The sequence below is a fragment of the Exiguobacterium sibiricum 7-3 genome (assembly GCF_000620865.1).
GTDB classification, from domain to species: Bacteria; Bacillota; Bacilli; order Exiguobacteriales; family Exiguobacteriaceae; genus Exiguobacterium_A; species Exiguobacterium_A sibiricum_A.
On the sequence record NZ_JHZS01000005.1, the window covers coordinates 1 to 24,400 of the forward strand.

At 35.8% G+C, this 24,400-nt stretch carries 28 protein-coding genes; 24 read left to right on the forward strand and 4 right to left on the reverse strand.

The window, feature by feature from the left end:
* Together P402_RS16040 and P402_RS0100370 are read right to left on the reverse strand one after the other, a co-directional pair.
* Nucleotides 1-340, reverse strand: a 340-nt coding sequence (locus P402_RS16040) for an MGDG synthase family glycosyltransferase (RefSeq protein ID WP_034769434.1), incomplete at its 3' end; no start/stop codon positions are given.
* A 58-nt stretch (nucleotides 341-398) separates the two neighbouring features.
* On the reverse strand, nucleotides 399-995 hold the full coding sequence (locus P402_RS0100370) for a DedA family protein (protein WP_026826930.1): 597 nt from the start codon (nucleotides 993-995) through the stop codon (nucleotides 399-401).
* Nucleotides 996-1,344: 349 nt separating this feature from the next.
* Between P402_RS0100370 and P402_RS16045 the strand changes: the two genes are divergently transcribed.
* Complete coding sequence (locus P402_RS16045; RefSeq protein ID WP_081776587.1) at nucleotides 1,345-2,478, forward strand: MGDG synthase family glycosyltransferase; 1,134 nt, start codon at nucleotides 1,345-1,347, stop codon at nucleotides 2,476-2,478.
* A gap of 288 nt (nucleotides 2,479-2,766) precedes the next feature.
* Here the strand turns inward: P402_RS16045 and P402_RS0100380 are convergent, their stop codons facing one another.
* Nucleotides 2,767-3,177 carry a DUF2231 domain-containing protein gene (locus tag P402_RS0100380; RefSeq protein ID WP_026826931.1) on the reverse strand — a complete coding sequence of 137 codons (411 nt, stop codon included), beginning with the start codon at nucleotides 3,175-3,177 and terminating at the stop codon, nucleotides 2,767-2,769.
* 403 nt (nucleotides 3,178-3,580) lie between these two features.
* Here P402_RS0100380 and P402_RS0100385 point away from each other — a divergent pair, with 403 nt between their 5' ends.
* The 8 genes from P402_RS0100385 to P402_RS0100420 all read left to right on the forward strand — a co-directional run bounded on the left by P402_RS0100385 (nucleotide 3,581) and on the right by P402_RS0100420 (nucleotide 10,275).
* Nucleotides 3,581-3,901, forward strand: coding sequence for a hypothetical protein (locus tag P402_RS0100385; protein ID WP_026826932.1), 321 nt, complete (start codon nucleotides 3,581-3,583; stop codon nucleotides 3,899-3,901).
* A gap of 3 nt (nucleotides 3,902-3,904) precedes the next feature.
* Nucleotides 3,905-4,195, forward strand: a complete 291-nt coding sequence (locus P402_RS0100390) for a type II toxin-antitoxin system RelE family toxin (RefSeq protein WP_026826933.1) — start codon at nucleotides 3,905-3,907, stop codon at nucleotides 4,193-4,195.
* Nucleotides 4,196-4,659: 464 nt separating this feature from the next.
* Nucleotides 4,660-5,223 (forward strand): recombinase family protein, encoded by a 564-nt coding sequence (locus tag P402_RS0100395; RefSeq protein WP_026826934.1) that lies wholly within the window; start codon nucleotides 4,660-4,662, stop codon nucleotides 5,221-5,223.
* 2 nt (nucleotides 5,224-5,225) lie between these two features.
* A complete protein-coding gene (locus P402_RS0100400; protein ID WP_026826935.1) occupies nucleotides 5,226-6,026 on the forward strand; it encodes a ParA family protein in 801 nt (266 codons plus the stop codon).
* 12 nt (nucleotides 6,027-6,038) lie between these two features.
* Nucleotides 6,039-6,314: a hypothetical protein gene (locus tag P402_RS0100405; RefSeq protein WP_026826936.1), complete on the forward strand. Its 276-nt coding sequence runs from the start codon at nucleotides 6,039-6,041 to the stop codon at nucleotides 6,312-6,314.
* Nucleotides 6,311-7,303 (forward strand): DUF7014 domain-containing protein, encoded by a 993-nt coding sequence (locus tag P402_RS0100410; RefSeq protein WP_026826937.1) that lies wholly within the window; start codon nucleotides 6,311-6,313, stop codon nucleotides 7,301-7,303. Before P402_RS0100405 ends, P402_RS0100410 begins: the two co-directional genes overlap by 4 nt.
* A gap of 147 nt (nucleotides 7,304-7,450) precedes the next feature.
* Nucleotides 7,451-8,350 carry a hypothetical protein gene (locus P402_RS0100415; protein ID WP_026826938.1) on the forward strand — a complete coding sequence of 300 codons (900 nt, stop codon included), beginning with the start codon at nucleotides 7,451-7,453 and terminating at the stop codon, nucleotides 8,348-8,350.
* Between the two features lie 392 nt (nucleotides 8,351-8,742).
* Nucleotides 8,743-10,275 (forward strand): primase C-terminal domain-containing protein, encoded by a 1,533-nt coding sequence (locus P402_RS0100420; RefSeq protein WP_026826939.1) that lies wholly within the window; start codon nucleotides 8,743-8,745, stop codon nucleotides 10,273-10,275.
* Between the two features lie 50 nt (nucleotides 10,276-10,325).
* Here P402_RS0100420 and P402_RS0100425 read toward each other — a convergent pair whose 3' ends face one another.
* Nucleotides 10,326-11,324 carry a DUF4062 domain-containing protein gene (locus P402_RS0100425; RefSeq protein ID WP_026826940.1) on the reverse strand — a complete coding sequence of 333 codons (999 nt, stop codon included), beginning with the start codon at nucleotides 11,322-11,324 and terminating at the stop codon, nucleotides 10,326-10,328.
* A gap of 614 nt (nucleotides 11,325-11,938) precedes the next feature.
* Between P402_RS0100425 and P402_RS0100430 the strand changes: the two genes are divergently transcribed.
* From P402_RS0100430 to P402_RS16065, 15 genes are all read left to right on the forward strand, one after another.
* Nucleotides 11,939-12,145 (forward strand): hypothetical protein, encoded by a 207-nt coding sequence (locus tag P402_RS0100430; protein ID WP_026826941.1) that lies wholly within the window; start codon nucleotides 11,939-11,941, stop codon nucleotides 12,143-12,145.
* A 134-nt stretch (nucleotides 12,146-12,279) separates the two neighbouring features.
* Nucleotides 12,280-12,738: a JAB domain-containing protein gene (locus P402_RS0100435; protein ID WP_235188794.1), complete on the forward strand. Its 459-nt coding sequence runs from the start codon at nucleotides 12,280-12,282 to the stop codon at nucleotides 12,736-12,738.
* A 66-nt stretch (nucleotides 12,739-12,804) separates the two neighbouring features.
* A complete protein-coding gene (locus P402_RS0100440; RefSeq protein WP_026826943.1) occupies nucleotides 12,805-13,119 on the forward strand; it encodes a hypothetical protein in 315 nt (104 codons plus the stop codon).
* A gap of 60 nt (nucleotides 13,120-13,179) precedes the next feature.
* A complete protein-coding gene (locus P402_RS0100445; RefSeq protein WP_026826944.1) occupies nucleotides 13,180-13,749 on the forward strand; it encodes a hypothetical protein in 570 nt (189 codons plus the stop codon).
* A 305-nt stretch (nucleotides 13,750-14,054) separates the two neighbouring features.
* The gene (locus P402_RS0100450) at nucleotides 14,055-15,290 is read left to right on the forward strand and encodes a ParM/StbA family protein (protein WP_026826945.1); all 1,236 of its coding nucleotides are present in this window, start codon (nucleotides 14,055-14,057) and stop codon (nucleotides 15,288-15,290) included.
* A gap of 18 nt (nucleotides 15,291-15,308) precedes the next feature.
* A complete protein-coding gene (locus P402_RS0100455; protein WP_026826946.1) occupies nucleotides 15,309-15,884 on the forward strand; it encodes a hypothetical protein in 576 nt (191 codons plus the stop codon).
* Nucleotides 15,885-16,080: 196 nt separating this feature from the next.
* Nucleotides 16,081-16,218 carry a hypothetical protein gene (locus tag P402_RS16950; RefSeq protein ID WP_160168598.1) on the forward strand — a complete coding sequence of 46 codons (138 nt, stop codon included), beginning with the start codon at nucleotides 16,081-16,083 and terminating at the stop codon, nucleotides 16,216-16,218.
* A 745-nt stretch (nucleotides 16,219-16,963) separates the two neighbouring features.
* Entirely contained in the window at nucleotides 16,964-17,158 is a 195-nt protein-coding gene (locus tag P402_RS0100465) for a hypothetical protein (RefSeq protein WP_026826947.1), read from the forward strand.
* A 261-nt stretch (nucleotides 17,159-17,419) separates the two neighbouring features.
* On the forward strand, nucleotides 17,420-17,809 hold the full coding sequence (locus P402_RS0100470; RefSeq protein WP_026826948.1) for a CopG family transcriptional regulator: 390 nt from the start codon (nucleotides 17,420-17,422) through the stop codon (nucleotides 17,807-17,809).
* Complete coding sequence (gene mobP3 / locus P402_RS0100475; protein WP_026826949.1) at nucleotides 17,806-20,217, forward strand: MobP3 family relaxase; 2,412 nt, start codon at nucleotides 17,806-17,808, stop codon at nucleotides 20,215-20,217. Before P402_RS0100470 ends, mobP3 begins: the two co-directional genes overlap by 4 nt.
* A gap of 8 nt (nucleotides 20,218-20,225) precedes the next feature.
* Complete coding sequence (locus P402_RS16050; RefSeq protein ID WP_051525093.1) at nucleotides 20,226-22,157, forward strand: VirD4-like conjugal transfer protein, CD1115 family; 1,932 nt, start codon at nucleotides 20,226-20,228, stop codon at nucleotides 22,155-22,157.
* The gene (locus P402_RS16055; RefSeq protein ID WP_034769440.1) at nucleotides 22,129-22,509 is read left to right on the forward strand and encodes a pilin; all 381 of its coding nucleotides are present in this window, start codon (nucleotides 22,129-22,131) and stop codon (nucleotides 22,507-22,509) included. The genes P402_RS16050 and P402_RS16055 overlap by 29 nt, the downstream gene beginning before the upstream one ends.
* A gap of 1 nt (nucleotide 22,510) precedes the next feature.
* Entirely contained in the window at nucleotides 22,511-23,383 is an 873-nt protein-coding gene (locus tag P402_RS16060) for a conjugal transfer protein TrbL family protein (RefSeq protein WP_051525094.1), read from the forward strand.
* Between the two features lie 32 nt (nucleotides 23,384-23,415).
* Nucleotides 23,416-23,742, forward strand: coding sequence for a hypothetical protein (locus P402_RS0100495; protein WP_235188795.1), 327 nt, complete (start codon nucleotides 23,416-23,418; stop codon nucleotides 23,740-23,742).
* A 56-nt stretch (nucleotides 23,743-23,798) separates the two neighbouring features.
* Nucleotides 23,799-24,398 (forward strand): hypothetical protein, encoded by a 600-nt coding sequence (locus tag P402_RS16065; protein ID WP_051525095.1) that lies wholly within the window; start codon nucleotides 23,799-23,801, stop codon nucleotides 24,396-24,398.
* The last annotated feature ends 2 nt before the right edge of the window (nucleotides 24,399-24,400 follow it).

Sequence of the window (24,400 nt, forward strand, 5' to 3'; positions counted from 1 at the left end):
AACAGTGGGTACAAATAATTAGGTCTGGCTTTACTTCCTGGATAAGACATCTCATTTTATATAAAAAAAAACTTAGGTACCATTCGTTTGATTTTTGTTTATCCCGAGTTTTATAAAAAAACTTTCGATAGACGATACTGTATGAAGTCGAGGCATAACGAATCCAGTTTAAGTAAATCATTGATGTCAGATGCTCAATTGTTGGGTTTATATAACTTAAGAACTCTACTTCTTTTATTTCGGTTTCCATTTTTCGGCCGAGATTTTCAGCCAACGTTTCAGCTACTGCATGGTGACCTGAACGCATATTCAAAAAAGGTAATATTAAGATTTTAGCCATGATAGATTTACTCCTTCATTGGGCACAAAGACACTCAAGCATCATTGGATCTAATCGCTCATTCATTTAGCCGTTTAACTTTTTTGAAAAAACGCTTAAATAGGATACGAATGAGGAATAGACTTAACAAAATCACTCCTAAGTAAGGAACCCACTCAGGTTTGATATGAAACGTATTTCCCGCATAATAACCGATTAACACGAATGGGAACACCCACAACCCAGTACCTATGAAAGAAAACAGAAGAAAGGTAGCAAATGGAACGGGTTTGAGCCCGGCGAAGTAAGGATTAATTTGTCGAAGTCCAGGAATGTAGAAACCAAACAAGATTGTTTTTGGAATATTCGTCATATAGTTTTTTTTAAGCTTCACCCACCGTTTATCAGTTAAACCGATGAACCTACCATACTTCATGACGTAAATCATAAAAGACCGTCCAATTAAATAAGCAAACAGCATCCCGGAAAATGAACCAGCGAATGCTGAGACGAGAGTAGGCATTAAGTGCAAATCATGTTGGTTACTCAAGATTCCTACTAAGATGAGTAAAGATTCTTCAGGAGCTGGGATGCCGACGATACCACAAAAAAGAAAGAAAAAAATAATCCAATAGCTATAAATGTCTAAATAATAATTCAGTTGATCCATACTCATGAGATACCATCATCTCCTTAGGTACCAAGAGGTCCTATGATTGGTTGAAATAGTTGGTTGATGTGAACCCATGTTGTTTTTATATATACTTTTATTCCCTAAATGATTAAAAGTGAAAGATGTATCCTGATTTTTTCATAACTTTACATATAGTGAAACGAAAATATTAAGCGAACGAAACGTTATGATGATCAGAAGGTGTTAGGTTTTCTGAACTTGCCATGTGAATCAAGAAAATAATAAGAGGAGGTCTATAGTGCAGTGTGGAAGGGTTTACATAATTAATAAAGTGTCTAAGGTCAATCTAAATGTAAAATGCTTCTAGCTTTTAGTAGGAAAGGAAAACGTCATGAGAGACAAAAAAGAGAAAATTTTAATTCTTTCTGCTTCATTTGGTGAAGGCCATAAGCAAGTTGCAATCGCAATTATCGAAGAAATAGAGAAGTCCTTTACAGAAGTGGTGCCAGTTTCGATGGATATCATGAAGACGACTCACCCGTACTTGTCCCCCTTAAGTCAATATTTGTACAAAGGAATCATCCGAGATTTTCCATGGCTTTATAGCTTTCTTTATCAAAAAACTTATCTCGAAAGTACATTTTCCAAGCAATTGAACACTATTTTTTTATCGAGAATGAATTCAATTTTAAGTGTGATTGATCAAATTCAACCTAAGGTAATCATTAGTACGTATCCTTTTGCTGCTGGTATCGTATCTAAATTGAAACAGGCAGGACTTATCAATCTACCTACGGTGACAGTTCTGACTGACTATGCATTGCATTCCTACTGGATTCATGCCACGACAGATTTTTATCTTGTAGGTTCTCAAAATCTCCAAGATCGGTTACTTGCGTTAAATGTTGCACCTGAAAAGATTCTATTCACAGGAATTCCTGTTCGCCAGCAGTTCAAACAAATTTCTAAAGAGGGACTCATTGAGAAATATCAACTCCATCCAGAAACGTTGACCCTCTTAATTATGGGTGGAGGAGATGGTTTCTTCGGAAAAGGAATGTCAATGTTCCAGGCAATTGAATCTATCTCACATCCACTTCAGATCATGATTGTCTGTGGGAAAAACCATAAATTAAAGACTAGACTTGAACGGGAATTCAAATATTCAAGACATCTGATTAAAATCTATGGTTTTTTTTATGACGTGCACGAACTGATGGCTCTTTCGGATCTCATGATTAGTAAACCTGGAGGAATCACGACATCCGAGGCCCTAACTGTAGGATTACCATTACTCATTCAACACGTCTTACCTGGTCAAGAAGAGGAGAATGTAAATTTTTTGATCGGATCCGGATATGCTTTGTGCGCTGATACCGAACTCGAACTGAAAGAAATCTTACAACGTATTATAGAGAATACTGATATTTTAAAAACGCTCCGTCATAACATCCATAGTATTAGGTCTGGCATTTCACTTAAAGAAGCGTTGGAAACAGTGAGACTCGCAGAAAAACTGTCATAGTAAAAAAATAAGCATCCGACTAAACACTTGAAAAGTATAGGCTATTTTTTCAATTCGGCCAGTCTAAAAAGAATATTTTTTTGAATCTTAGATAGCATCGATTTTGATGAGTGTACTACATTTAAATGGTATCGTCATGATGTCAAAACAACCATACATTACTTAACTATATTTGTTTCCGAGGAGGAATTAAAAAGATGATCCCTGTTCAATACAGGAATCATCTCTAAAATATACTGTTTTTATGATTCTTGACACCGTATGAAGACTAAACGAGACAATATTTTTTTACCTAGCATAGACCATTTGACCACCAAGGTGACCAGCATAGGCGAGGAGACCACTACCAATCAGTGCCACGAGGATACTTGCGAGGAAAATCATCTTATTTTTCGTCCGATAATCAAGAAGGACGAGCAGGAGGGATAGACCGAATGTGATGAGGCTGTACAACGCAAAATTCTCATGCGTATGGATGGAGTCCCGAGCAATGTTCCATTGATCCATGCCGAAGCGTTCTGCCCCGTCACCCGTGAGATAGGCGATGATACCAGAGAGAAGACCGACAACTAACGTGATCACGGCGAACAATCGGAGCCCGGACCATCGTAATGCACCCATCAGTAGAAATGTCGCGAAAATCAACAAGGCGATAGGTGCATGGACGACAAGCGGGTGTAACGGAATACCATTAAACATCAGAAATCCTCCTTTAAATGGGATTATCTGCATTTTATCAACATTATGATCTGAAAATGTGAATGTTTTTTTAAATATGGTAATGGAAATTTTATTAGAGGTGAATAATTCATAAAAATTGATGACTCAATTCTTGAAAAATGAAAGTGAAGTATCCAACAGAACGTTTAGTATCTTCCCAAAGGGTCACTGAATCGGTTTCGTTATCCTATCAAGATTTAGACCAGTCATAGGTGTAAGAATCTTGAGGGGAAGATGCTATAAATCTTAACCTTTAACAAGAGTCTAAATTAACATAATAAATTTCTTTTTTATTTATCAATTAATGTATAAACCTTTTAAAAGACTTTTAAAAGTCTTTTAAAAGGTTTATACTAAAGTAAATAGCAAGGAGGAAATTATTATGGGAATGAGAACGCTCGATATTCCAACCACTTCAATTTCTGATGTAAAACGGTCGCCTATGGAAGCGTTCCAAAGAGCTGATCGTGAAGCAGCTGGTGTTTATGTCTTTAACCGAGAAAAAATTGCTGGCGTCATGCTTACCCAACAGCAATACGAGTCACTAAATAAAGAAATTGAAGAATTGTACAGCCGATTAGATGATTTGACAGTCGAGATGCGACTATCTAATAAAAATGTCCGCACATATTCTGATTCAGAAGTTCGTGGAGCACGAGTAAATCACCCATCGACTATTGATGAAATGGATGGGTGGGAATGATTATTGTATCAGATTGAGTGGACGCAGTATTCAAAGGGAGACTACGATGACCTCGATGGTAGCCAAAAGATATTTGTGGATAAAGCATTAGATCGAATCATTTCCAAAGGAATGGAGGCAGGACAGCCACTTAATGGAAACCTTTCTCATTGCAATAAGTTGAAAAACAGGAAGATGGGGTTACGTGTTGTCTTTAGAGAATTAGAAGGTAAACTCCAAATCATTCAGATTGTTGCGATCGGTAAAAGAGATAAAGATGAAATTTATAAAATCGCTGAAAAGCGTTTGTATTAAGTTTTTGAAGAGGATCACGTATAGTTACTTTTAAAGTATCAATATGTTGATCCTTTTGACCGTGTAATGACTGATTTTAATGATTGGGTTGTCAACGGAATGAAAGAATAACGAAAAAGGGGAGAAAACGCTAAAAGACGTTTCTTCCCTTTTTTAATCCAAACATTCTCAAATAGAATACTTCCATACAATTTCTTCCTTTAAAATTTTATAAACTAATTTACGAAGGCTAAAGGACTAAGTTTCTTTAAATTCGAAAATCGAAAAATAATTATATAAAACGGTCGTTTAATATAAAAAACCAACACGCCGATAAATTTAGTATAATGAGCAGGAAAGGCTTATATTTTCTCGTATATTAATCAACATCTATTTATAAAGAAGATTTAACGTTTTATATAAAAAAACCCCTCGCTACGAGATCATTGTTTGCTCGAGCAAACAAAAAAACAGGAGGTGTCTAGATGGCGAGCATTGGATATGTCAGAGTATCGACCATTGAACAAAATTTAGAGTTGCAGCTTGACGCAGTTAAGGCGGCCGGCTGTGAAAAGATTTTTGAAGAAAAGAAGAGTTCAGTAAAAGAGCGTCCAGAGTTTGAAGCTTGTTTAAATTATTTACGTCCTGGAGATACATTGGTTGTTTGGAAGTTAGATCGTTTAGGCCGTCAAACAAAAAAATTACTCGAGTTATCAGAGTGGTTAGAGGAGAACGGTGTGGGACTGAAAATACTTACTTTAGGCGTTGATACAAATACACCAGCTGGTAAGCTGTATTTCACGATTATGGCAGGTCTTGCAGAAATGGAGAGGGAATTAACAATTGAGCGAACTAAAGCAGGATTAGCTGCAGCAAGAAGTAGAGGGAGAGTCGGTGGTAGAAAGCCGATTGATCAATCAGTCATTGATAAGGCTAACATGATGTTTGAAGCTGGAATGACTGTAAAGGACATTTGTAATGTCTTACCACTGAAACCACCTACGTTTTATAAGTACCGCCAAAAAAAGCTGAGGAAGTATGAGGTGTAATGATGCCTGGAGAAGTAATTGCAGTCATAAGTAATAAGGGTGGGGTATTGAAAACCTCCATGACGACAAACCTTGCTGGTCAACTCTCTTTAATAGATAAAAAAGTCCTAATCGTGGACATGGACATACAATCAGATGTGGCCGTGACTTTTGGTCAAAACCCGGATCTGTTAGAAGAAGATGTGGAGTTTTCTTTATATGATGCACTCATTAAGGGTGCCGATCCTAAAAAGGCGTTAGTCAGTGTTGATAAGAATATCGATCTTCTAGTTACGAATGATGATATGCTCTCATTTGAATTTGATGTATTGTTAGATGCACGACAATTTCCTACACAAAAACGATTTTCATTACTCAAAGAAGTGATTGAAAAAATTAAGATGGATTACGATTATGTATTAATCGATACACCAACAAGTTTCGGTTTAATACAAGGAAATATTTTAGTGGCATGCCAGGACATGATAATTCCATTCCAGCCCGAAAAATATGCTATGCGTTCATTACAGAAAACCTTGAAGATAGTGAATGATTTTAAGAGTCAAATGAATCCTGAGTTACGTGTACGAGCGATTGTTCCTACACTAGTTAATCAAAGAACACTCTTACATAGAGGGATTATGGAACTTTTACAAGATTACGCAATGAACTCGAAAATAAAGGTCACTAAAACTTTTATACCGACAACAATTGAGTTTGCTTCTAGTGTTGGTTTTGATCAGAGACCGTTGTCTTTAGCAGCTCCTACTTCTAAAGGAGCAAAAATATATAGCGAATTATTAAAAGAATTGAAGCTTGGATAAGGAGACTATGAAATGAGTAATAAAGAAAGAAAGCTAAAGGGTTTTAATGAAGTTGCTAATAATCCATTTGATAATACTAGCAATAACGATAGTGAAAATGTGAATAATAGTGCTCTTAAAGAAATTTTGCATGCAAAAAGAAGTAATACGGTGTACACAGGATTTTATATAGAAGAAGACTTATCGAAAGTTTTGAATAGTCTTCAGCAAAGAGGGCAACGAGGAGTAAAGTCTGCTACTGTAAACCTTGCTTTAAGAGAATTATTTAAAAGAGAGGGTTATTTATGAGTTATGAAGGGTTGACAGGTAAAGAATTATATTCAGAAAGAAATTTCCCTACAGCATATGATGTATTAAAGTATCATGAAATATCTAAAAAAGTAAGAGTACAAATCTTTCACCAGATGAATACTCTCGTTCAAACTCTAGAAAGTAAAGCGGGATATCCAGATCGCGATACTGTCTTTTACAATGCAATGCGCACTCTAAAGCAAAGACGTGGAGTTCTAACATATCATCATTTACTTCCTAAAACGACTCTTGAGAAAATAGCTATCGAGAATGAGTTTAGTTACCTATACTCTTATTTATCTGACGACGAATTAGAATTTTATACTCTACTTATCTACGCTGACCCTACCGATTATTTATTAATTTTAGATTTAATAGAATTGTTATCTTATTGGGTTAATGAGGCATATGTAGATCAATCTTCTAAAATAGTAGATCAAATGATCAATGAATTAATCAGGACTAACGGGATAGGTTACGAATTAATAAATAATATTATTATTCATAAAGGAAATGAGGTCGTCCATAAAGATGTTGTTCGACCAGTTCTTTATTTATTATCAGAACCTATTTATGCTGGGGCTAATAATGAAATGTTACAAGCATTTGAAAAATTTAAAGAAAACGATCTCAAAGGATCTATCCATAATGCCAGTAATGCTTTTGAAAGTACAATGAAGATAATTATCGAAAAAAATAACTGGCAGCTAGTAAATCCAAATCCTCGTCAATCAGTACCTACATTACAAAAAGCAACAGCATCTGTGTTAATTCATACTATAAGCAAGAATAGTGATCTCGAAGGTTTTGAATCGTCAGCTTTTAGAAGCTTAAAAGATACCCTTCAGGTGTTATCAAACCTTAGAAATAGCCATACAGGTCATGGTCAAGGATCGGAAATCAAAGAAACTCATATAAGACACTGTGAATTTGCATTGCATACTGCAGCTGCAAATATACTGTTTTTGATCAAAACTTATGGATAAAAATGAGGAAAGGACTAGCTCCTCTCCTTTTTTTATTTAAAACAAAGCTAGCACTAACAATATTGCTAATAGTAAAGGATTTTATTTTTTGTTGTTTATTTTGTAGGTATTTGTGATATAATTAATCATAGTAAGAGAGGTGATTGTATGAAACGCTACAATTTTTATGTGTCAAAATCCGTTAATAGAGCTTTCCAAGCGAAAAAGTTTGGACGACAAGGTAGTAAGCAACTTCGAGAGGTTCTTGATAAAGGATTAGATAAAGCCCAATTAATCCGGTACATTCGTGATAATAAAATGAGTGATAAGAATGATGTTGAAAAAGAAGTTAAGTTATTAACTTTAACCGAATTTCAGAGTAAAGAAATTGATGATCTTTGTGATAGCTTAAAACAAATGGGATTGAACGCTAATAGATCTACAATCATCGAGTATCTTCTTACGATTTTAGAACCAAAAGGGCAAAAGGAATTGAAAAAACGTATGTATTACGTGCCTAAAGATATCCTAGAGTTGTTGGATATAGCTATAAAAAAACAAACTACAACGCTAAACTCTAATGGAACTTTTGTTCGAAGAAAAGACGAAATCATACGTTTTATAGATGAAGGTCTTTATAAGCCGTTAGAAAGCTTAAGAGATTATGAATTATACAACCATTGGTCAGATGAGAAGCATCAACTACAGCTGGTTTTAGACGTAGAGACTGATGAATACATTGGTGAACAATCCATTCGTTTATTTGGAAATGATGAATCAAAGAATCGCATTAAAATTTTATGCGATGTATTCAGGCAGTATGTTAAATACACTGAAGAAGACACTATGAGTAAAATTAGAGAGGTGAAATTACTAATGCATAAAGCAATTGAGCGCTCTGTTGATCTTGTAGGATGGAATGAATCGAAAGAAATCGTTAATGAAGTTATGGAAGTATATGAATTGGAAGGAGATCAAACTATGTATCCGACAGGGAAAGAAGAATTGATTTATCCAGGACACGAATCAGAAGTGAACTACACAGCTGATAAAACTAGCGAAAAATAATCTTGTCCTATATAGCTTTTCCGAGTATTGTTAATGTAATGCGAGTAATTTTGGAATATTTTTTACAAAGGGAATTACAAAAGAGACCTTTACTAATATATAAAAAGTAAAATTGAATAAAGGAAAAGGACCTGAATCATAGATTCAAGCCCTCAGAGAACATGCATACCCACTCAATTGTCTTTGGCCGGACGGGAGATGAATTTGCTGTTCTAATTAACATACTTATGACCTCATATTAGCATGCTTAAACATGTCTGACAAGGTTATAAGTATAAAAAGCGTGACCTCCAATATACGGGTGTGCATGTTCTCTGTTGTTTTTACTAAAAATCAACGGGAGCAGCATACCCTTTTTGTGTGCTCTTCTTACTAGTTGGAGGAGAAGTCTGATGTACTCGAGTCTTTCTAAAAGTCCTGTAAGACAGCATTCGTATTTAGAACAAGAAGTTTTAGAAACTATTTTCGGTCGTGGAATTGGGTTGTACGATAACTATGCAAATAACGTACCGAGATCTATCAAACAAAAGTGTGATTTTGAGTTGAAAACTCAAGGAAGTATACGAGTTGCTTACAGTAAAGAAAGTATTTTTGACCTCTCTTTAGGAGGTCAAGATATTGCGCGAAGTATCCAGGGTGTTTTGCACTACCATAACAATAGCCATAGTGGAGTAACCCATTTTACTCCAAATACATATTATAAGGCCGTAAAGCCATCTGACATTGCCGATGAAAACTTAAGACGGGTTAGAACATTTGGTTTTGATATCGATCAAAAAACTTCAGTACAACAAATCCTGTTTGCTTTCGAAGTAGCAGGGATTCCGTGTAAGCCGACATTAATTTTAAAAACTTCGAAGGGAGTGCAGTTTTTTGTTGTGTTTGCAGATAATGAAGCTTGGTACGGTTCAGTTTCTGCTATTCAATATGCAAAAGCCATTGGAGAAGCAATACGTTCTTCTTTGTATGAACAAGGATTACCAATTGACTTGAACAATGCACTTTTTGGATGGGCGCGTTTTCCAAGAGAAGAAACAATCATGTATTTTGAAAAGGAAAACGTTTGGTCTAAAGATGAAGCTACTGAATGGTTTCAAGAATTAGGTCTTAAACGTGGTAATGCATCAGTCAATGGATCTTGGTTAACTAGTAAGGCTGGACGTGCTCTGTGGAATACAGACGAAAAAGGAACTCGTAACATGGCAGCGTTTGAATTAAGTGTTATGGCTAAGAGAGATGGATATGAGCTCGAGGATACCCTATTGATGATGAAAGAGCGAAATGCAGTAGCTACCTATCCTATCGGTAACAGAAGACTCGAAAAAGCCGTAAGAAGTGCATATAAAAAAGATTACTTTGTGAGACCAGATGTAGTTGAAATGATTTGTGGTGTACGTCCTCAGTTACGTGGTTATTATAAACACAAAAAATCAAAGGAAGAACGTGCTTATGAAAAAATAGAAGAGCTTGTAGAACGTACTATTGATCACCTTGAAAAAAGGTTGCCCGTTGGGGAGGGGAGTAGTCTGTCCATTAGTGCCTCACAACTTGCAGAAGAAATGAATCATGAAAAAGCACAAGTCAAAAGTTTGACTCGTGCTTTTAAGAAAGTCTCAAAATCTAAGTTCATTATTCGTAAAAAAAGAGATTTAAAAGGCAATGTGGTGAAAGGTAGATACGCTGGATTTGTTATTTATCGGACTCAGGATTTTATGTTGGAGATCTCGAGTCAAAAGCAGAAGATTCAATTACCTGTAGGTACATATAATGTATTATGTGCATTAGAAAAGACAAAAGAATACGCCTCAAAATTAATGTGTCAACTGCCAAAACACTTAGGTACCGTATCGAGCGCCCCAGTTCTGGGGCTTATTTATACAACAGGTTTACTACCTGGTCCTGGTTTGTGGTGGCTTTCTGAGTGATCATTCTTTAGAGTATGGTATTTGAAATATCTTACTAGTGATTAAAAGACTTAGATGTTTATTTCTTTAAATGCTCCAGAGTATATTTTCCCTATTAAAGTAAAACCATTTGCGCTCAATTTCTTTGTCACAAATGGTATTTCTCCTATCGTTTGTTGGGTAACTTCAATCAAACCGAGTGGTTGAATTACTTTAACAAGATGGACTTTTAGCATTTCGTCTAGGGGTTTAGTTTTAACCTCAGGAATACCGTCTGCTAACAACGCATGATATTCGATTAGTAACTCTAATAAGGTTAGATGCGTTTTATCTAATCCAAATTCTCTAGCATCGTCTTCATCTATATTTATAGATCGACTAGTTAATGCATATAAGATTTCCTCATAAGTAAAATCACCTAATTTAGTTTGTCTCGATTCTGGAGCAGGGCGCGAAGTTTCTCTAATCAAGATTTGTTGCTTAGACTTTACTTTCTCTAATTCTCGTTGCAATTTTTCGACTTCTTGATACGCAGGGTGTTTTTCTGCTCTAATCCATCCATTTAAGCCTAAATGGACTTCTGCTTCAGAAAGAGATCTCATTACATATGTTTTAAGTTGTTCTAAATGATTAATATTAAGGACAGCGTTTTGCGACGTAATTCTATGCTTAAAACCTCTAAATCGTGCTCTATGGTGACTTTCATACACTTCTTCCAATGAGAATGCACCAGAATCAACTTTCGTTCTCAATATATCATTAGATATTCTAAATACGAAAATGGGCTTATTTAGTTCACGTGCCAAAAGATATTCATAATTAACCTGACTAGTGTTCATGAAAAATGAGGGTCCAAACTTTTCTCCCAAAATTAAAATGAATACATCTGAATCAGTGATTAAACGAGTCATGAGACCCATATGAATATTAACAGAAGGAGAGGTGTCTTCTGAGTAATACAAATCTGATGGAAAATGATTTGCATCTAAAATAGCTTGCTTTACCAATTCATGTTCTTCAGTCAAAGCATCGAAACCAGATGATATATATACTTGCATTTTTTTCTCCAAAGTAAAGATCCTCCTTATTACTAATATGTATATAGTAGCATTAATATCTTTAGGGCTCATAGAACGTCCTGTAGCGCATATACATGCTGACAGGACCTAACTACCGCTGACAGCCTACTCCGGCCGATAACGACGTTTCCTAAGCGCCCAAGGCGCTAGGATCCGTACGTTCCTGTCCATCGTTTAACGGCAGCCACGGAGCGTAAGTCAAGATCAAATGCATTATGCTAGCACTATCGTTAACGCTAGCATTGAAAAAAGGAAGTCCGGCCAATGCCGGACGAGAGCATTTTTCCGATTTGCCCCTTGGAGCGTACACTTCACTGACCAGGGCTGATGATGTAGGACCCGAGCCTCGGCTTCGCCTCTCGGGATCCTCCAGCACCTAGACCTGGACTCCTCATCAAGGGACGGAAACTTTGTATCATTCTCTGAAGATCGGAGAATGATACAAAGTTTCCTCAGGAGATCCCTTGACACGTCGTAGGCAGCGAGTGTCCGCATGCGGTGCCAAACCGGCAAAAATAAGCCTGGTGAGGCCTTTTAAGCGCCCCAAGGAGACAAAGACGGAAAAACCAAGTTCGAAAACATCAAAAACGAAAAGAGGAAAACCAATGAAATCAGTTCAAGAGATTACAGTGCTAGGATTCATCAACTATTGTTTGAAAGCAGATTATGAATCGCTTAAACAATACTTAGGGTGTACTCAAGAAATATCTGAAAATGAAGAAGATTTTTTAGATAAGATTGAAAATATGCTTAATCTGATTACTGAAGCAAAGTTAGATGGGACATTTTTCTTCATTGATGAAAGTGAATAAAATAACTATTTTTAGTTTAAAAATAGTGTAATTTTATACTTTTTATGTTATAATAGATATAGGAGGTGAGGGAGAGAAAACTTGTAACACCAAGAGTTTTACCAAATTCGAAAGTATAAAAAACGAAAAGAGGAATGTCATTTATGATGCTAGAGTCAGTTGTAGAAGTAGTTAGAATTTCCCAAGAAACTAAGGTACGAAAAGGACGAATTGCTACTCCAATCAGTAGTCCTAATGAAGTTGCTAATTTAGCTTCATTTTATATCGGTGATGAAGATCGCGAAGTTCTATTAGTAATTGGTTTAAATACTAAGAATAAAATTAATATGATTAACCGAGCGCACATGGGGTCACTTAGTTCCTCGATCGTTACGCCTAGAGAGGTTTTCAAACCTCTCATTCTAAATAACTGTGCTTCATTTGTAATCTGTCATAACCATCCGAGCGCAGATTTAAGACCGAGTTCCGAAGACATCCAGTTAACGCAACGATTTGTTGAAGTTGGGGACTTAATGGGAATTAAATTGCTAGATCATCTGATTGTAAATAATGAGACGGGATTCCTTTCATTAAAAACTGAAGGTTTGTTCTAAAAATGAACGGTGAGGAGTAAAGTCCTCACCGCCCTATTAATAAACCAATAAGGAGATGATGAGCTTATGAGTAAATTAACTATCGATGAGTATATGAAGATGCACAATGTAAAGAATCACCATGTTCTAAACGATTTATCTAAATTAGGAAACCCATTAGTTGAGTTAAAAACATACGGTGATTTCTATGATTCACATGGAGAATCAAAAACAAAAACTGAACGTTTGTTTTACTTAACTCGTAAAGGTGCTAAAGAAATTATCGGAAATGTTATTACTACTATGAGGTCTGAATTAGATGAATGGACTTATGATGAAACTTGGCTAGTATATCGAATCGCAAAGGATAAAAAGTTATTAGTTTCTGAAAAATTGATATAAGGAGACTTTCCGAGGCATTGCCTCGGAAAGCTTTATATTAAGAGAACGGGAGATCCGTAGATGAAAACTTGTATTTATTGTGGTGGAAAGGTTGAACTATTATCAGGTGAAATATATAAATGTGCATTTTGTAACGTCAATCTTGGCCCTAATAGTCCATATGGTGAGGTAGGAGAAGATGGTGCTCGACCTCAAATAAATGGTTTTAAAATAAGGGTTATCTTGAGAGATGAAGATTACTTAGCAGGAATTTCTATTAATGAACTTTTGAACACGATGACATTAAGTATGATTTACTCGATTTTGAAAGAGATGAGACTTATTCGTTCTGAAGCATATTTACTTTTAAAAAACGCAAAAGATTTTTTAAAAGTAAACGCCGATAAGCTATCGGAACAAGAAAAGCGTGATTTTGAACAATCAATTAATTCACAGGGAGAAACGTACGAGTTCTGGACAAGAAAAATGTGGATGGTTGAAAATGTTTGTATAAAGAAGTTTGGGTACTGTCCTGCAGCTATTCAAGAAAGAACTTTAGATCAGATGGAACAGACTACAATTAAGTTGTCTAGAAAAACGATGAGAATTAACAGCAACAATAACGTTTCACGTGAAACGGCGAATGTATAAATGTATTAATTAGTATTGTTTCGGGAATATTTTTGTTAAAATAAAAATATGAGGAATTAAAGCTCTTTTCGCTTTAATTTTTTCGAATTTGGTTAGAGTATTCTTGCGGAAACAAGAATACTCTTTTTTTAATGTAATTATAAATTAATTTTAGTCTTAATTTAAACTAAAAATAAATTTATTTTTAGTTTAAATTAGAGTTAATTAGTGATATAATTTACTTGTAAGTAATAATTGCTATTCATTAGTTTAATTAAAACTATTGATAGTTTATTTTTAAACCAAATTCGAAAGGGGTCATTTATATGACATACTCACTAATTACAGGATTGGATACTGGTAACACTAGCACTAAGACTAGCTATATTGATTCGAAAACGGGTAACATTGTTTCTTTTCCAATTCCTTCAGTTATTGCTCCAGCTCCTCCAAGCGTGATTGAGTTACATACTGAAGCCAGTAACCATAAGATCAATCCAGAAGAAATGCTACACGTATATATTGAAACAGATTCTTTAGAACAGCATCAAAGAAAGAGTTATTTCTATGTCGGTCAATATGCGATCGATAAAGCAGATATGCAGCAACCGCAAATCGATACTGACAAGCATAATAGCTCTCTTCATAAAATCGTGTCACTAACGTCACTGGCTGTTGCAGCCTTAAAAGATAATATTGCAAGTACTGAAGATGAAATCGTAGTTGAAATTAACTATTCTGGTGGCCTACCAATTGAAGAACATAAAAAAGTAGGGCAGAAGCCGTTAGAAGATCTTAAAGGAAAACATAAGATTCAGTTTTTAGATGGTCCTGCTAAGGGAAAAACAGTTGTATTGAACATTACAGGTGGAAAGCTTCGAGTTGAGGGCGCGACTAGTGGTGTCTCATTGTCATTCGATATTCAATCTAATGAGCTTGTTGCTACAAAAGACCAAAATCTTTTGACATCACCTGAAGCGAATTATATTGTTGCGGATCTTGGAGCCGGAACGCTAGATGAAGCCTTGTATGAAAACAGTCAACTTAATAAAGTTGCATCAAGAAACGTTAATCTGGGTACTAACACATATGTTGACCAGTTACTCGATAAAGTACTGGAAATACCTGAGTTTCAGCCAATCATTGAGGCGTTGAAAGTAAACAACCAGGATGGTAAACCGTACCGTACTCGTGAGGAGTTTATGAAGCAAGTGATCTATCCAGGCGTAAAGTTAGCTGTTGAAGGAAAGACGCCTAAATTCACTGTTTCTTGGGGACGTAAACGTAACATTGACTTTACTCGGCAGACATTAGAGGTAATGGAAGCGTATGCTTCAGATGTTATGAAAGAAGTAGATTCTTACTGGAGTGTTAAAGGTGTTAACGCAGAACACTTTTATTTAGTCGGTGGTGGCGTTCTCTTTGGATATGAGTTCTTTAAAAATGAAGAAGATATCAAATTACCGGATGCATCAATCATTTCGGAATCGCCGTTCATTACGAGTCGGGCATATTTGATCGCTAACTACTTTGAGCAAAAACTTGCAGGTGCTTTGAATTAACTAGGGGAGTGAATCGAGATGGCAAGATCAAAAAATCATAAGCCTGGTCTTTCACCAGGAGAAGGTTTAACGTACACACCTAGTAACGATGCGACTTATACAGAAGCGTTTAACGATTACTTGAAAAAACGTAATATTAATCGAAATCAAGCAATTGGAGAGCTTTTAACAATAGCTCTCCAAACGCTTAAAGACTCATATGATTTACCGGATCCTACAGCTGTTCACTATATGAATAATCAAGTTCCAATTTATCCGACACCAAATTTAATAAATCGTTCTATCGAACAGTCTGTATCGGCCTCTTTAAATACCGTAGAAAAACCAGATAGTTCTCCAAATCAGTTTAAAGAAGAAGATTCCAGTAATGCTGTTCCTTTAAATCAGAAGATTGAGCAAAATGAAAACAAGCGCAAAGTACTCTCAGATTTTATTAATACTGTTTCGAATGAAGAAAACCCAAAAAGAAATGCGCTTGACGTTAATAGTGGTGAACAAATCAAGTCTTCTGCATCTGAAAAGCCTTCAAATAATTTAATTAAAAATAGTACGGATATAAATGATCTCGCTCTTATGCTAAAAGGTATGGAATAAAGTCTTTAAAATAAAATGACTTAGGGCTCATAGAAGTGTCTGTAGCGCATTTCATGCTGACAGACACTAAATCTACCGCTACTGCCTTATTCAAGCCGATAACAACGATCCTTTGCGCTTACAGCGCAGGATTCGTATGTTCCTGTCCTTTCATTTAACAGGCAGTACGGAGCGTAATAAAGGAGAGATATACTGCATGGGAGTTGTAATTCACGCAGCATCAAGATTTACTAATAAAAAAAATACGGCTTCAAACAAAATCGATTCGGCTTTGCTGGAGACGATGTTTAAAAAAATAGAAGAGATTAAAAAAGTAGAACAAAAGAAATCATAAAAAAACGCTAATAGCGTTTTTTTTTTGCCCACACGTTGTATATCGTTTATTGATCATTTAACAATTGCGATTTTTTACAACACAGATTTATAAAAAGTAATTGAGAGTACTTGCTATATAAGTACTTTTAGCCTATTTATAGTTTTTAATTAATTTATAAAAAGTTTTTTAATAGTTTAATTAAAAACTATAAAAAAATTAAAATAGGTTTTTATAATAACTGAATTATTAGAATTCACTTTTATATTATAAAAAACTAAAGATTTAATGGTATAAAACCGATATTCATAGTTTTTATTTAAACTAAATATAGTTTAAATAAAAGTTTTTAAATGTAGGTAAATCGGAAATTAATTCAAAAAAATGAGATAATAGGGCTTTACAAAACTCTAAATTATCCTTAATCTGATAAAGAAGTCATGGATTATCCATGTAAATCCATCTAAAGTCATTTTTAAATAGCTATTAATGTAATATTATACTTTTGGGTGGTGAATTTTATTTGTACATTATCGCATTAATACTGTATGTACTCGTTGCGTTGGTAGTCGCCTATTTGTTTGTAAAAGGAACATACTGGATGACCCAACTTATTTTCGGAAGATTTATAGCAATACTCAGTTCTACTGTGGTCGGAATCTTTTTTTTGATCTCAATCATTGTATTTATCAATTTTGTTAACAGCAACTTAGAACCACCAGTTAGTTTTATCGAATAAATCAATCAAAAGTTAGGTAGTGGGATTATGGGGAATCAACGTTGGACTATAGAAGGATGGGCACATAAATTTGGAGTGTCCCTTCCAAATGAACGAGAGATAGGCGAGTTACCTTCAGTAAGACCTGATGGAGAATCAATCAATCTTGATCAGATTTACTTACAAGAAAATGTAGCAAAACTAGCGTTAGATCGATTTGAAAAAAGCATTAGAAAAAACTAAAACCGCAAAAACAAATCGTCCCTAGAAATCAAGTGACGATCCTTTTTTGGACAAAGATCAGTCCAAAAAAATAGGCAGGATAAGAGACGTGTGCCACGTCTTGTTACAGATGCCAGGCAAAGCCTGTCACTGAGCCAATCTAGCTTGTGCTAGATTGTGTGCTAAAGAACAACCGATTAGAAAAATCGTGTGCTGGGACTTAATTAATCGTTCTGATAGAACATTTTGGGCATGTGACAGCTATAGAAAGGAGGTGATGCAGTGAATAAAAGAGTACACATTTATCTTCCTGAAAATGTTGTTGAGGAGATCGACAAATTATCAGAGGATTTTGGTATTAACCGATCAAACTTGATTGAGAAAGCTTGTCTTCAGTACATCGAAAACGAAACAAAAGAGTCAGTTAAAGACTCCATCGTCGCAGACTTAACAAGGGCTCTCGATAATGCACTGGATCCTAAAATTGAGCGATTAGCGAAATTAATTTCTAAAGGAGCTATCTTCTCAGGAGTATCGCAAAATCTATTAATCGAGTACCTGGATGAGGCTACGACATTTGATGTCTTGAGCTCGTATACTAAAGCACGAGTAAAAGCTGTAGATGATCTAAAAAAACCATTTGAGACAGTAATGGGAGGCGGTCTTAAATGAATTCTCCTTTGATAGTGAAAATGCGATTTAAAACTCCTACAGCAACTAATCAAAAGTTGAATCGCAATTACGCCACGTACATTGCAACTAGACCAGGCACTGTAATGAATAATACGAAAAGCGTACTAGACGAATTCTCACCGGATACTGCTGCAGGACATGTCAAATATGCATCTGAAAGACCAGGATCGCATGGACTTTTTGGAAAAAGTCAGGACGAACTTATTTCACTTACTACCATTCAAAATGAATTATCGAAGCATAAAGGGATTGTATGGCAGTACATAGTTTCTTTACGGGGAGATGATGCCGCTAATCTCGGATTCGAAAAAAAAGGTGATTGGGAGAGATTCATGCGTGCTACAACTGACCAGGTCTTTAAAGAGATGGGGATCAGTAGCAGCAATGGAAAATGGGTAGCAGCTTATCATGAAGAATTAGGACATCCTCACGTACATCTGATGATGTGGGAGAAAAATCCGCAAAAAGAAGAAGGAAAACTAGATCGTAAAGAAATGAGAAATGTACGAAATATTTTCTTGAAGCATATTGCTAAAGAAGAGCGTCAACAACTAAATATTTTAAAAACAATAAGCAGAGACAACATTGGAGAAGTAGCAAACCAGCTTCTAGATAAGAGTATTCTAAGTCTTGTCGGAAAAGAGAATGAGACTCCGAATGAAATTAAACTAGATCCTAAACAATTGAAAACCGTATATGCAGAATTTAATCAGCTTGCAGAGATGATTCCTACTAAAGGTCGACTTGCATATGGATATATGCCTGAAGAGGTTAAAGAAGAATTGAATAACTTCTCGAAGTGGATGTTAGACCAACCTCAATTTAAATCTGAGATGACTAATTACCTTGAAGCCGTTCAAAAGTTAGCGAAATTTCATTTGAAAGATGCACAAAAAATTGAGGACTCTACAAATAATACTCTTAAAGACTTAGAAAAGAGATTAGCAAATCAAGTGTTGAAATCGGTTGATCTGTATCGGAAATCAAATCGTGTCGAAGTAAAGCAAAAAAACGTATTAGAGTTTGAACAGGCTCTTTTAAGCTCGAATACTCTTATTAAGTCACTGGAGAAACAAGTAATTGAAGTTACGAAAAGTCTTTTACTAGATAAGGGCTTGAATAAGAACGAAATGGTTAAGGTGTTTGAAGAACTAAAAGAGAACGCTGGGATGGAAATAACTCTTAATGAGTTTTTAGCAGCTAATAAAGTAGACGTAACCAATGTTGAGTCTAAAGTAAGTGACTTAGCAGCGTATTCGCCGTTTCTAAAAGCTAAATTTGATCTCGAGATACCTTCAACAGATTTAAGTAGAAAACCTAGCATAAGCAAAATCGAATGGGAGATGCTAAAACGATCCTTAGATTTAAAAAGTGATCCACCATTCGAAGTTGATCGAAAAGTAGAACTTTTAGTTGAAAAAAAGGAACTTACTCATGCACTTTCAAATATGATTTTGTCTGAACATGACATGAGAAATACGGTGTTCAAGCAATTGATTATCATGAAAGAAGCTAATATAGATCCAATCAACCAACTATCCGTATTAAGAAATTGCTTAGAGAAAAACAAAATACCTTTTGAATCACAATCTAACTGGATTGATCAACAAGTTAGTAAAGTAGCGACCCAAAAGTTCATGGCCGGACAAAATGTTTGGACTAAGCTTGAGAATGAATCTGGATTAAATATGAACTATCCATTTTCAAACACATATGAGTTTAGTCCAAGCAGGGAGAGCGCAATTAAAGTCCTTCAGGAAGTTGAGTTGAAGATGGATAAGATTAATCTCGAATCAATATCTCCAACTCATATCAAGTTGCTCCAAAAGCTCACTGGTATTTCAAAAGTGACGTTAGAAAATCCAGACTTGAAACAACTCCTGGAACGAAAAGGACAGAATAACCAAGCAAGCATCAATTTAAATGCTCTCAACGCTAAATGGGAGCTAAAAAACACTGAGCGCACCACTTTAAATAGAGCAGCTACAGTGCTCATATCAAGTGGAATGAATGAACAACAAGCTACTGCAGTATTGAGTAAATGGAACAAAAATACACAAAGTCTTGTCCCCGAAAAAAATATTGAAGCTGTAGTAAAGGCTGTAAATAGTAGAAATGTAGAAATGGAGAGATATGGAGGGAATGTATCGCTCAGTAAGCAAGAGTATAGATACATGCTCTCAGATCTAAAATTAAGTGGTCTAAAAGATGTTTATAACTACCCAAAAGAAAGTGTACAGATAAGTGTAATTACTGATTTGTGGAAAGGCGCATTTAAAGGGCTTCGAGATGAAATCAACCAATCGGAGTACGAAGCTCAAAGAAGTCTTCGGAGAAGGCTGATGAAAGAAAAGAATAACGAGAGAAAGAACTCACGAGAAAGGTAAGGTGATTCATGTTAAAAGCGAAAATATTCGTAGTGCTAGCAATAGCGATAGCAGATGTAATGTTTATTCCATCTCTTTTACTTATTCCTGAGTACATTGAGAGCAATCCTGTTGAGACCATTAAAAAGTGGGCTTCGTCAATTGATCTTGTAGAATCGTGGTTTCTCATGCTTGACTCTGAAGTGACACTGAGATTATTTATGTACGTTCAGGCTCCAGTCTTATTGTTCACACTTTCTTTATTTTTAATGGGACCAATAAAAATAAAGAACGAAAAATTGAAAGGGTTAGGTGGACCTGAAGCGACTGGTAAAGGACAGTTTGGAACTGCTCGTTTCTCTACTGATAAAGAAATGCAGAAATCTAATGGTACGTGGATCATGACAAATGGAACTAGCCCAAAGTCAGGTGGAGTGGTTCTAGGCATGGACACCAAAACCCAAAGAGCATATTACGTTCACGATGCATCGCATACCTTACTTTTAGGATCTACCCGGTCAGGTAAGTCTCGTAAGTCGTTAATGCCTTCAATTTATTTAACAGGTAAAGCTGGCGAGAGTATGGTCATAACGGATCCAAAAGGTGAATTGTTTAGCCTTACAAGTGGATATTTGAAAAATGAAGGATACAAGGTAATAAAAATCGATTTAAGAGATCCCGGAAAAAAGAGTAATACATGGAACCCTATGCAAACGGTCGTAGAAGCCCTTAATGATCCCGAATTGTCTAAACAAGATCAAATGGCACTAGCTACTGAGCGTGCGCGAGATCTAGCTTACATGATTGTATTCCAAAAAGAACGAAAAGGAGATCCAATTTGGGCGAATGGTGAGCTGTCAGTAACTACAGCACTGATTATGTACGTAGCAATTGAAGAGACTAACCCAGCAAAACAAAACTTGATTTCTGTATTTAGATTGTTACGTGACTACGGTCAACCAATCGTCGATCCAGAAACTTCTGAAGAATACATTCCTCTTAACAATCTAATGATGGAACTTAATCATGATCATCCTGCAAGAGATGCATTCACAGTTGCAGCCTTAGCGCCATCTAGGCAACGAGGGAGCTTCTTTAGCGGTGCAGCATCTAACCTGTTATTGTTCTCGGATCCTAACATTGCCTTAATGACAGAGGAGAATGATCATCGTCTCGAAGATATAGGAACAGTAAAGTCCGTTGTTTTCTTAGTAATTCCTGATGAAACGACTTCAAGACATTTATTAGCAAGTTTATACATCGACCAACTCTATTCAAAATTAGTAAAAGAAGCTAACCACTTTGGCGGAAGGTTACCCGTTCAAGTGAATTTCTTCTTAGATGAGTTCGGGAATATGCCTCAAATTTCAAAATTTGATACCAAAATTACTGTTGCAGCTGGTCGTGGTATGAGATTCACTTTAGCCCTTCAAGATTTGAATCAATTGAAAACAACTTATGGAGATGCTGCAAAAACTATCACCGGAAACTGCTTAGTTTGGATTTTCCTAAGAACGACTGATTTAGATACGGCTAAAGCCATTTCAGAAAAAACAGGTAAGTATACTATTTCGACTAATAGCGTGTCTAATAACTACAAAAATTTAGAGCCTAGTGGAACGACGAGTACTAGCTTAACAAGTCGCTCATTACTTTTACCTGATGAAATCGAAAGATGGCCAACTGGAATGACACTTGTATTAAGATCAGGTCAATTTCCTTCCAAGTTGACTGCTCCTGATATATCAGAATGGTCAGCAATGAAGGAATTTAATAATCACAAACCAGTAATTATTGAAAGGAGGAATGCCGAAAGTCTACCTAAGGTTATCAAGGTAGTAGAAAAAGAATTGGAAGTGAAAACGGAAAGTATGAAGAAAGAAAAATCAGTATTAGAAAAAATTCGAGAATTAGAAGGAGGAATTGAAGTAGATGAACTTCAAGAAGAGCAATCAAATTAATGTGGTGGGAAAGAAAATTAAAAAGAATCTGAACGCATTGGTCACTTTATCACTAGCTATGATGATTTTATTCCTTACAAGTCCTTTAGCAGAAGCAGCTGCAAAGAAGGGTACACCTTCTTTGTTCTCAAATACGAAAACACTCTTGGGTGATGCTGGTGGTTGGATTGTCGGTATTGCTGGAGCGGTAGCAGGATTTATCATGATTGGACTAGGGCTTAAATATGCTATGACTGATGATCCAGGTTCACGAAACGAAATTAAAAAGCAAATGAAGAATGTATTTATCGGACTTGCGATCTGTCTATCAGCTGTATCATTAATTGCGATTATCGTAACGTACTACGCTTAAGATGGGCGGTTTCCTTTCGAAAGCAATTAACACGCTGTTTGAAGACTGGATTGATGGAGCTATTGACTTTATTTTAGTGTTACTCGCTCAAATAGGTGGATCTGGAATAAAGATTCTAGAGATGGATATCGTCGTAGATTCGATCATATACGCTCAAGGAATAGGAATAACTCTTTTATCTGTTGTTTTAGCAAAAGAGATGTTATTCCGTTACATCCTTCAAGAATCTGGTGATGAAGTTGCTGATCCGGCAAAAATACTCATTCGAGTGGTTAAATCGGTAGCTGTAATCATGAGTGTTCCTTGGATAGTAACCACTATCTACAAGTTTGGAACTACTTTAGCTATAGACGTAGCCAAACTAGAAGGTGGCGGTTTCGGTAGTCCAGCAGGTAAAGGATCGCTCAAAGACATGTTAAAAGCGTTCTCAGCATTACAATACTTGCCGTTATTTATCTTAGTAATGGTAATCTCCATCGTAATTTTAATGTTTATTATTGTTATTCAGGCATCGATCCGAGCAGCAGAATTAGCATTTTTAGCTGTCGCTGGTTGTTTCATGGCTGTCTCTCTAATGAACCCTAATAGTGAGATGTATTCCTCATGGTGGAGACAACTGCTAGCGATATCACTAGCACAAGCTTCGCAGCTATTGCTCATAAAAATAGGATTTGAATCTTTGCAGACCATGTTTAAGGGGCCAGAAGAAGCATTATTAGGATTTTGTTTGTTCTTTGGTGTATTGATTGTGGCTGTAAAAGTACCGACGATCCTTAAAGAACATATTCACTCTACAGGTACAGGAAAGATGGGCTCAAGTAGTGGTCAACAATTTAGCATGATGGCGGTCTCAAGAATGGTCATGAAAAAATGAGGTGAATCATGAATTTCGATTTCGAAAAAATGGTGAACCAACAAACTGAAACGAAATACATCATTCCTAAAAACATTAAAGCTAGATTTGAAATTTTCGGTGTAGGGTTGCGAGAGATTATCGCAATCCTAATTGCCGGAATAGTTGGACTGATTATCATTTCAACTGTAGATCTAATTATTGATGTTAAAGGATTGGTAAAGGCACTGGTCGTTCTAGTTTTTGGTGGTGTTTCGTTCTTACTTGTTGTCGAAGATCCAAGAGAAGGTGTATCGGTCATAAAGTTTGTTCAGTATTATAAAGATTTTCTAAAAAGACCTAGAAAGTATCTATATTCGAAACTCGATAGAGGTGAATAAATATTTTTACACTTAAAAGAAAAAAAGTAACGACTGAAGAAAAAAATAAGATTGAGATGAACAGTAATAAGCAAAATGCTCAAAATTGGTTCAATATTTCTGATGTAAATGACAATCTGATTATAAAAAAAGATCAAAAAGTAATTGCACTGATTAGGGTTGGAGCAGTAAATATGTCACTTTTATCAAAGACCGAAAAAGACATGAGAATTCGTCAACTTTTTGAGGTCATGAATGGAATCGATACTAGGTATAAAATTTTTTCAATCGCGCGACCTGTAGATTTGGATGGTTTCATCGAGCAATTGAAAGTAAAACAATCTCAAGAATCAATTGGTATGAAGAAAAGGCTGTTAAGTAATGCAATGTCACATGCAGCCATCATGGCTTCTGGTGGTGAAGCAGTTGAACAGCAATTCTACCTCCTACTAGAGGGAGACATTTCGACAAATCCAGAGTATGAAAAAAATACATTGATTAGAAGAACTAAGGAAATTGCTGCTAATTTAACTTCAGCTGGATTAGGTGGGCATCTATGTACCAATCAAGAAATCAGGGACCTCTTATTCATTTTTGCGAATCCTCAACAAGCAGCTTATGAAAGAGCCCCACAAGACAATGGACCGTATTTTACTAACTATGTGGAGGGTAAGTGAAG

What these genes read in the sequence shown, in the direction of transcription:
- P402_RS0100440 (WP_026826943.1), top strand. Translation starts at nt 12,805, where the DNA reads ATGAGTAAATTAACTATCGATGAGTATATGAAGATGCACAATGTAAAG.
- P402_RS0100370 (WP_026826930.1), bottom strand. Translation starts at nt 995, where the DNA reads ATGAGTATGGATCAACTGAATTATTATTTAGACATTTATAGCTATTGG.
- P402_RS16950 (WP_160168598.1), top strand. Translation starts at nt 16,081, where the DNA reads ATGGGAGTTGTAATTCACGCAGCATCAAGATTTACTAATAAAAAAAAT.
- P402_RS0100455 (WP_026826946.1), top strand. Translation starts at nt 15,309, where the DNA reads ATGGCAAGATCAAAAAATCATAAGCCTGGTCTTTCACCAGGAGAAGGT.
- P402_RS0100430 (WP_026826941.1), top strand. Translation starts at nt 11,939, where the DNA reads ATGAAATCAGTTCAAGAGATTACAGTGCTAGGATTCATCAACTATTGT.
- P402_RS16055 (WP_034769440.1), top strand. Translation starts at nt 22,129, where the DNA reads ATGAACTTCAAGAAGAGCAATCAAATTAATGTGGTGGGAAAGAAAATT.
- P402_RS0100405 (WP_026826936.1), top strand. Translation starts at nt 6,039, where the DNA reads ATGAGTAATAAAGAAAGAAAGCTAAAGGGTTTTAATGAAGTTGCTAAT.
- P402_RS0100445 (WP_026826944.1), top strand. Translation starts at nt 13,180, where the DNA reads ATGAAAACTTGTATTTATTGTGGTGGAAAGGTTGAACTATTATCAGGT.
- P402_RS0100465 (WP_026826947.1), top strand. Translation starts at nt 16,964, where the DNA reads ATGGGGAATCAACGTTGGACTATAGAAGGATGGGCACATAAATTTGGA.
- P402_RS16065 (WP_051525095.1), top strand. Translation starts at nt 23,799, where the DNA reads ATGAACAGTAATAAGCAAAATGCTCAAAATTGGTTCAATATTTCTGAT.
- P402_RS0100435 (WP_235188794.1), top strand. Translation starts at nt 12,280, where the DNA reads ATGTCATTTATGATGCTAGAGTCAGTTGTAGAAGTAGTTAGAATTTCC.
- P402_RS0100380 (WP_026826931.1), bottom strand. Translation starts at nt 3,177, where the DNA reads ATGTTTAATGGTATTCCGTTACACCCGCTTGTCGTCCATGCACCTATC.
- P402_RS0100395 (WP_026826934.1), top strand. Translation starts at nt 4,660, where the DNA reads ATGGCGAGCATTGGATATGTCAGAGTATCGACCATTGAACAAAATTTA.
- P402_RS0100450 (WP_026826945.1), top strand. Translation starts at nt 14,055, where the DNA reads ATGACATACTCACTAATTACAGGATTGGATACTGGTAACACTAGCACT.
- mobP3 (WP_026826949.1), top strand. Translation starts at nt 17,806, where the DNA reads ATGAATTCTCCTTTGATAGTGAAAATGCGATTTAAAACTCCTACAGCA.
- P402_RS16050 (WP_051525093.1), top strand. Translation starts at nt 20,226, where the DNA reads ATGTTAAAAGCGAAAATATTCGTAGTGCTAGCAATAGCGATAGCAGAT.
- P402_RS0100415 (WP_026826938.1), top strand. Translation starts at nt 7,451, where the DNA reads ATGAAACGCTACAATTTTTATGTGTCAAAATCCGTTAATAGAGCTTTC.
- P402_RS0100400 (WP_026826935.1), top strand. Translation starts at nt 5,226, where the DNA reads ATGCCTGGAGAAGTAATTGCAGTCATAAGTAATAAGGGTGGGGTATTG.
- P402_RS0100410 (WP_026826937.1), top strand. Translation starts at nt 6,311, where the DNA reads ATGAGTTATGAAGGGTTGACAGGTAAAGAATTATATTCAGAAAGAAAT.
- P402_RS16060 (WP_051525094.1), top strand. Translation starts at nt 22,511, where the DNA reads ATGGGCGGTTTCCTTTCGAAAGCAATTAACACGCTGTTTGAAGACTGG.
- P402_RS0100420 (WP_026826939.1), top strand. Translation starts at nt 8,743, where the DNA reads ATGTACTCGAGTCTTTCTAAAAGTCCTGTAAGACAGCATTCGTATTTA.
- P402_RS0100385 (WP_026826932.1), top strand. Translation starts at nt 3,581, where the DNA reads ATGGGAATGAGAACGCTCGATATTCCAACCACTTCAATTTCTGATGTA.
- P402_RS16045 (WP_081776587.1), top strand. Translation starts at nt 1,345, where the DNA reads ATGAGAGACAAAAAAGAGAAAATTTTAATTCTTTCTGCTTCATTTGGT.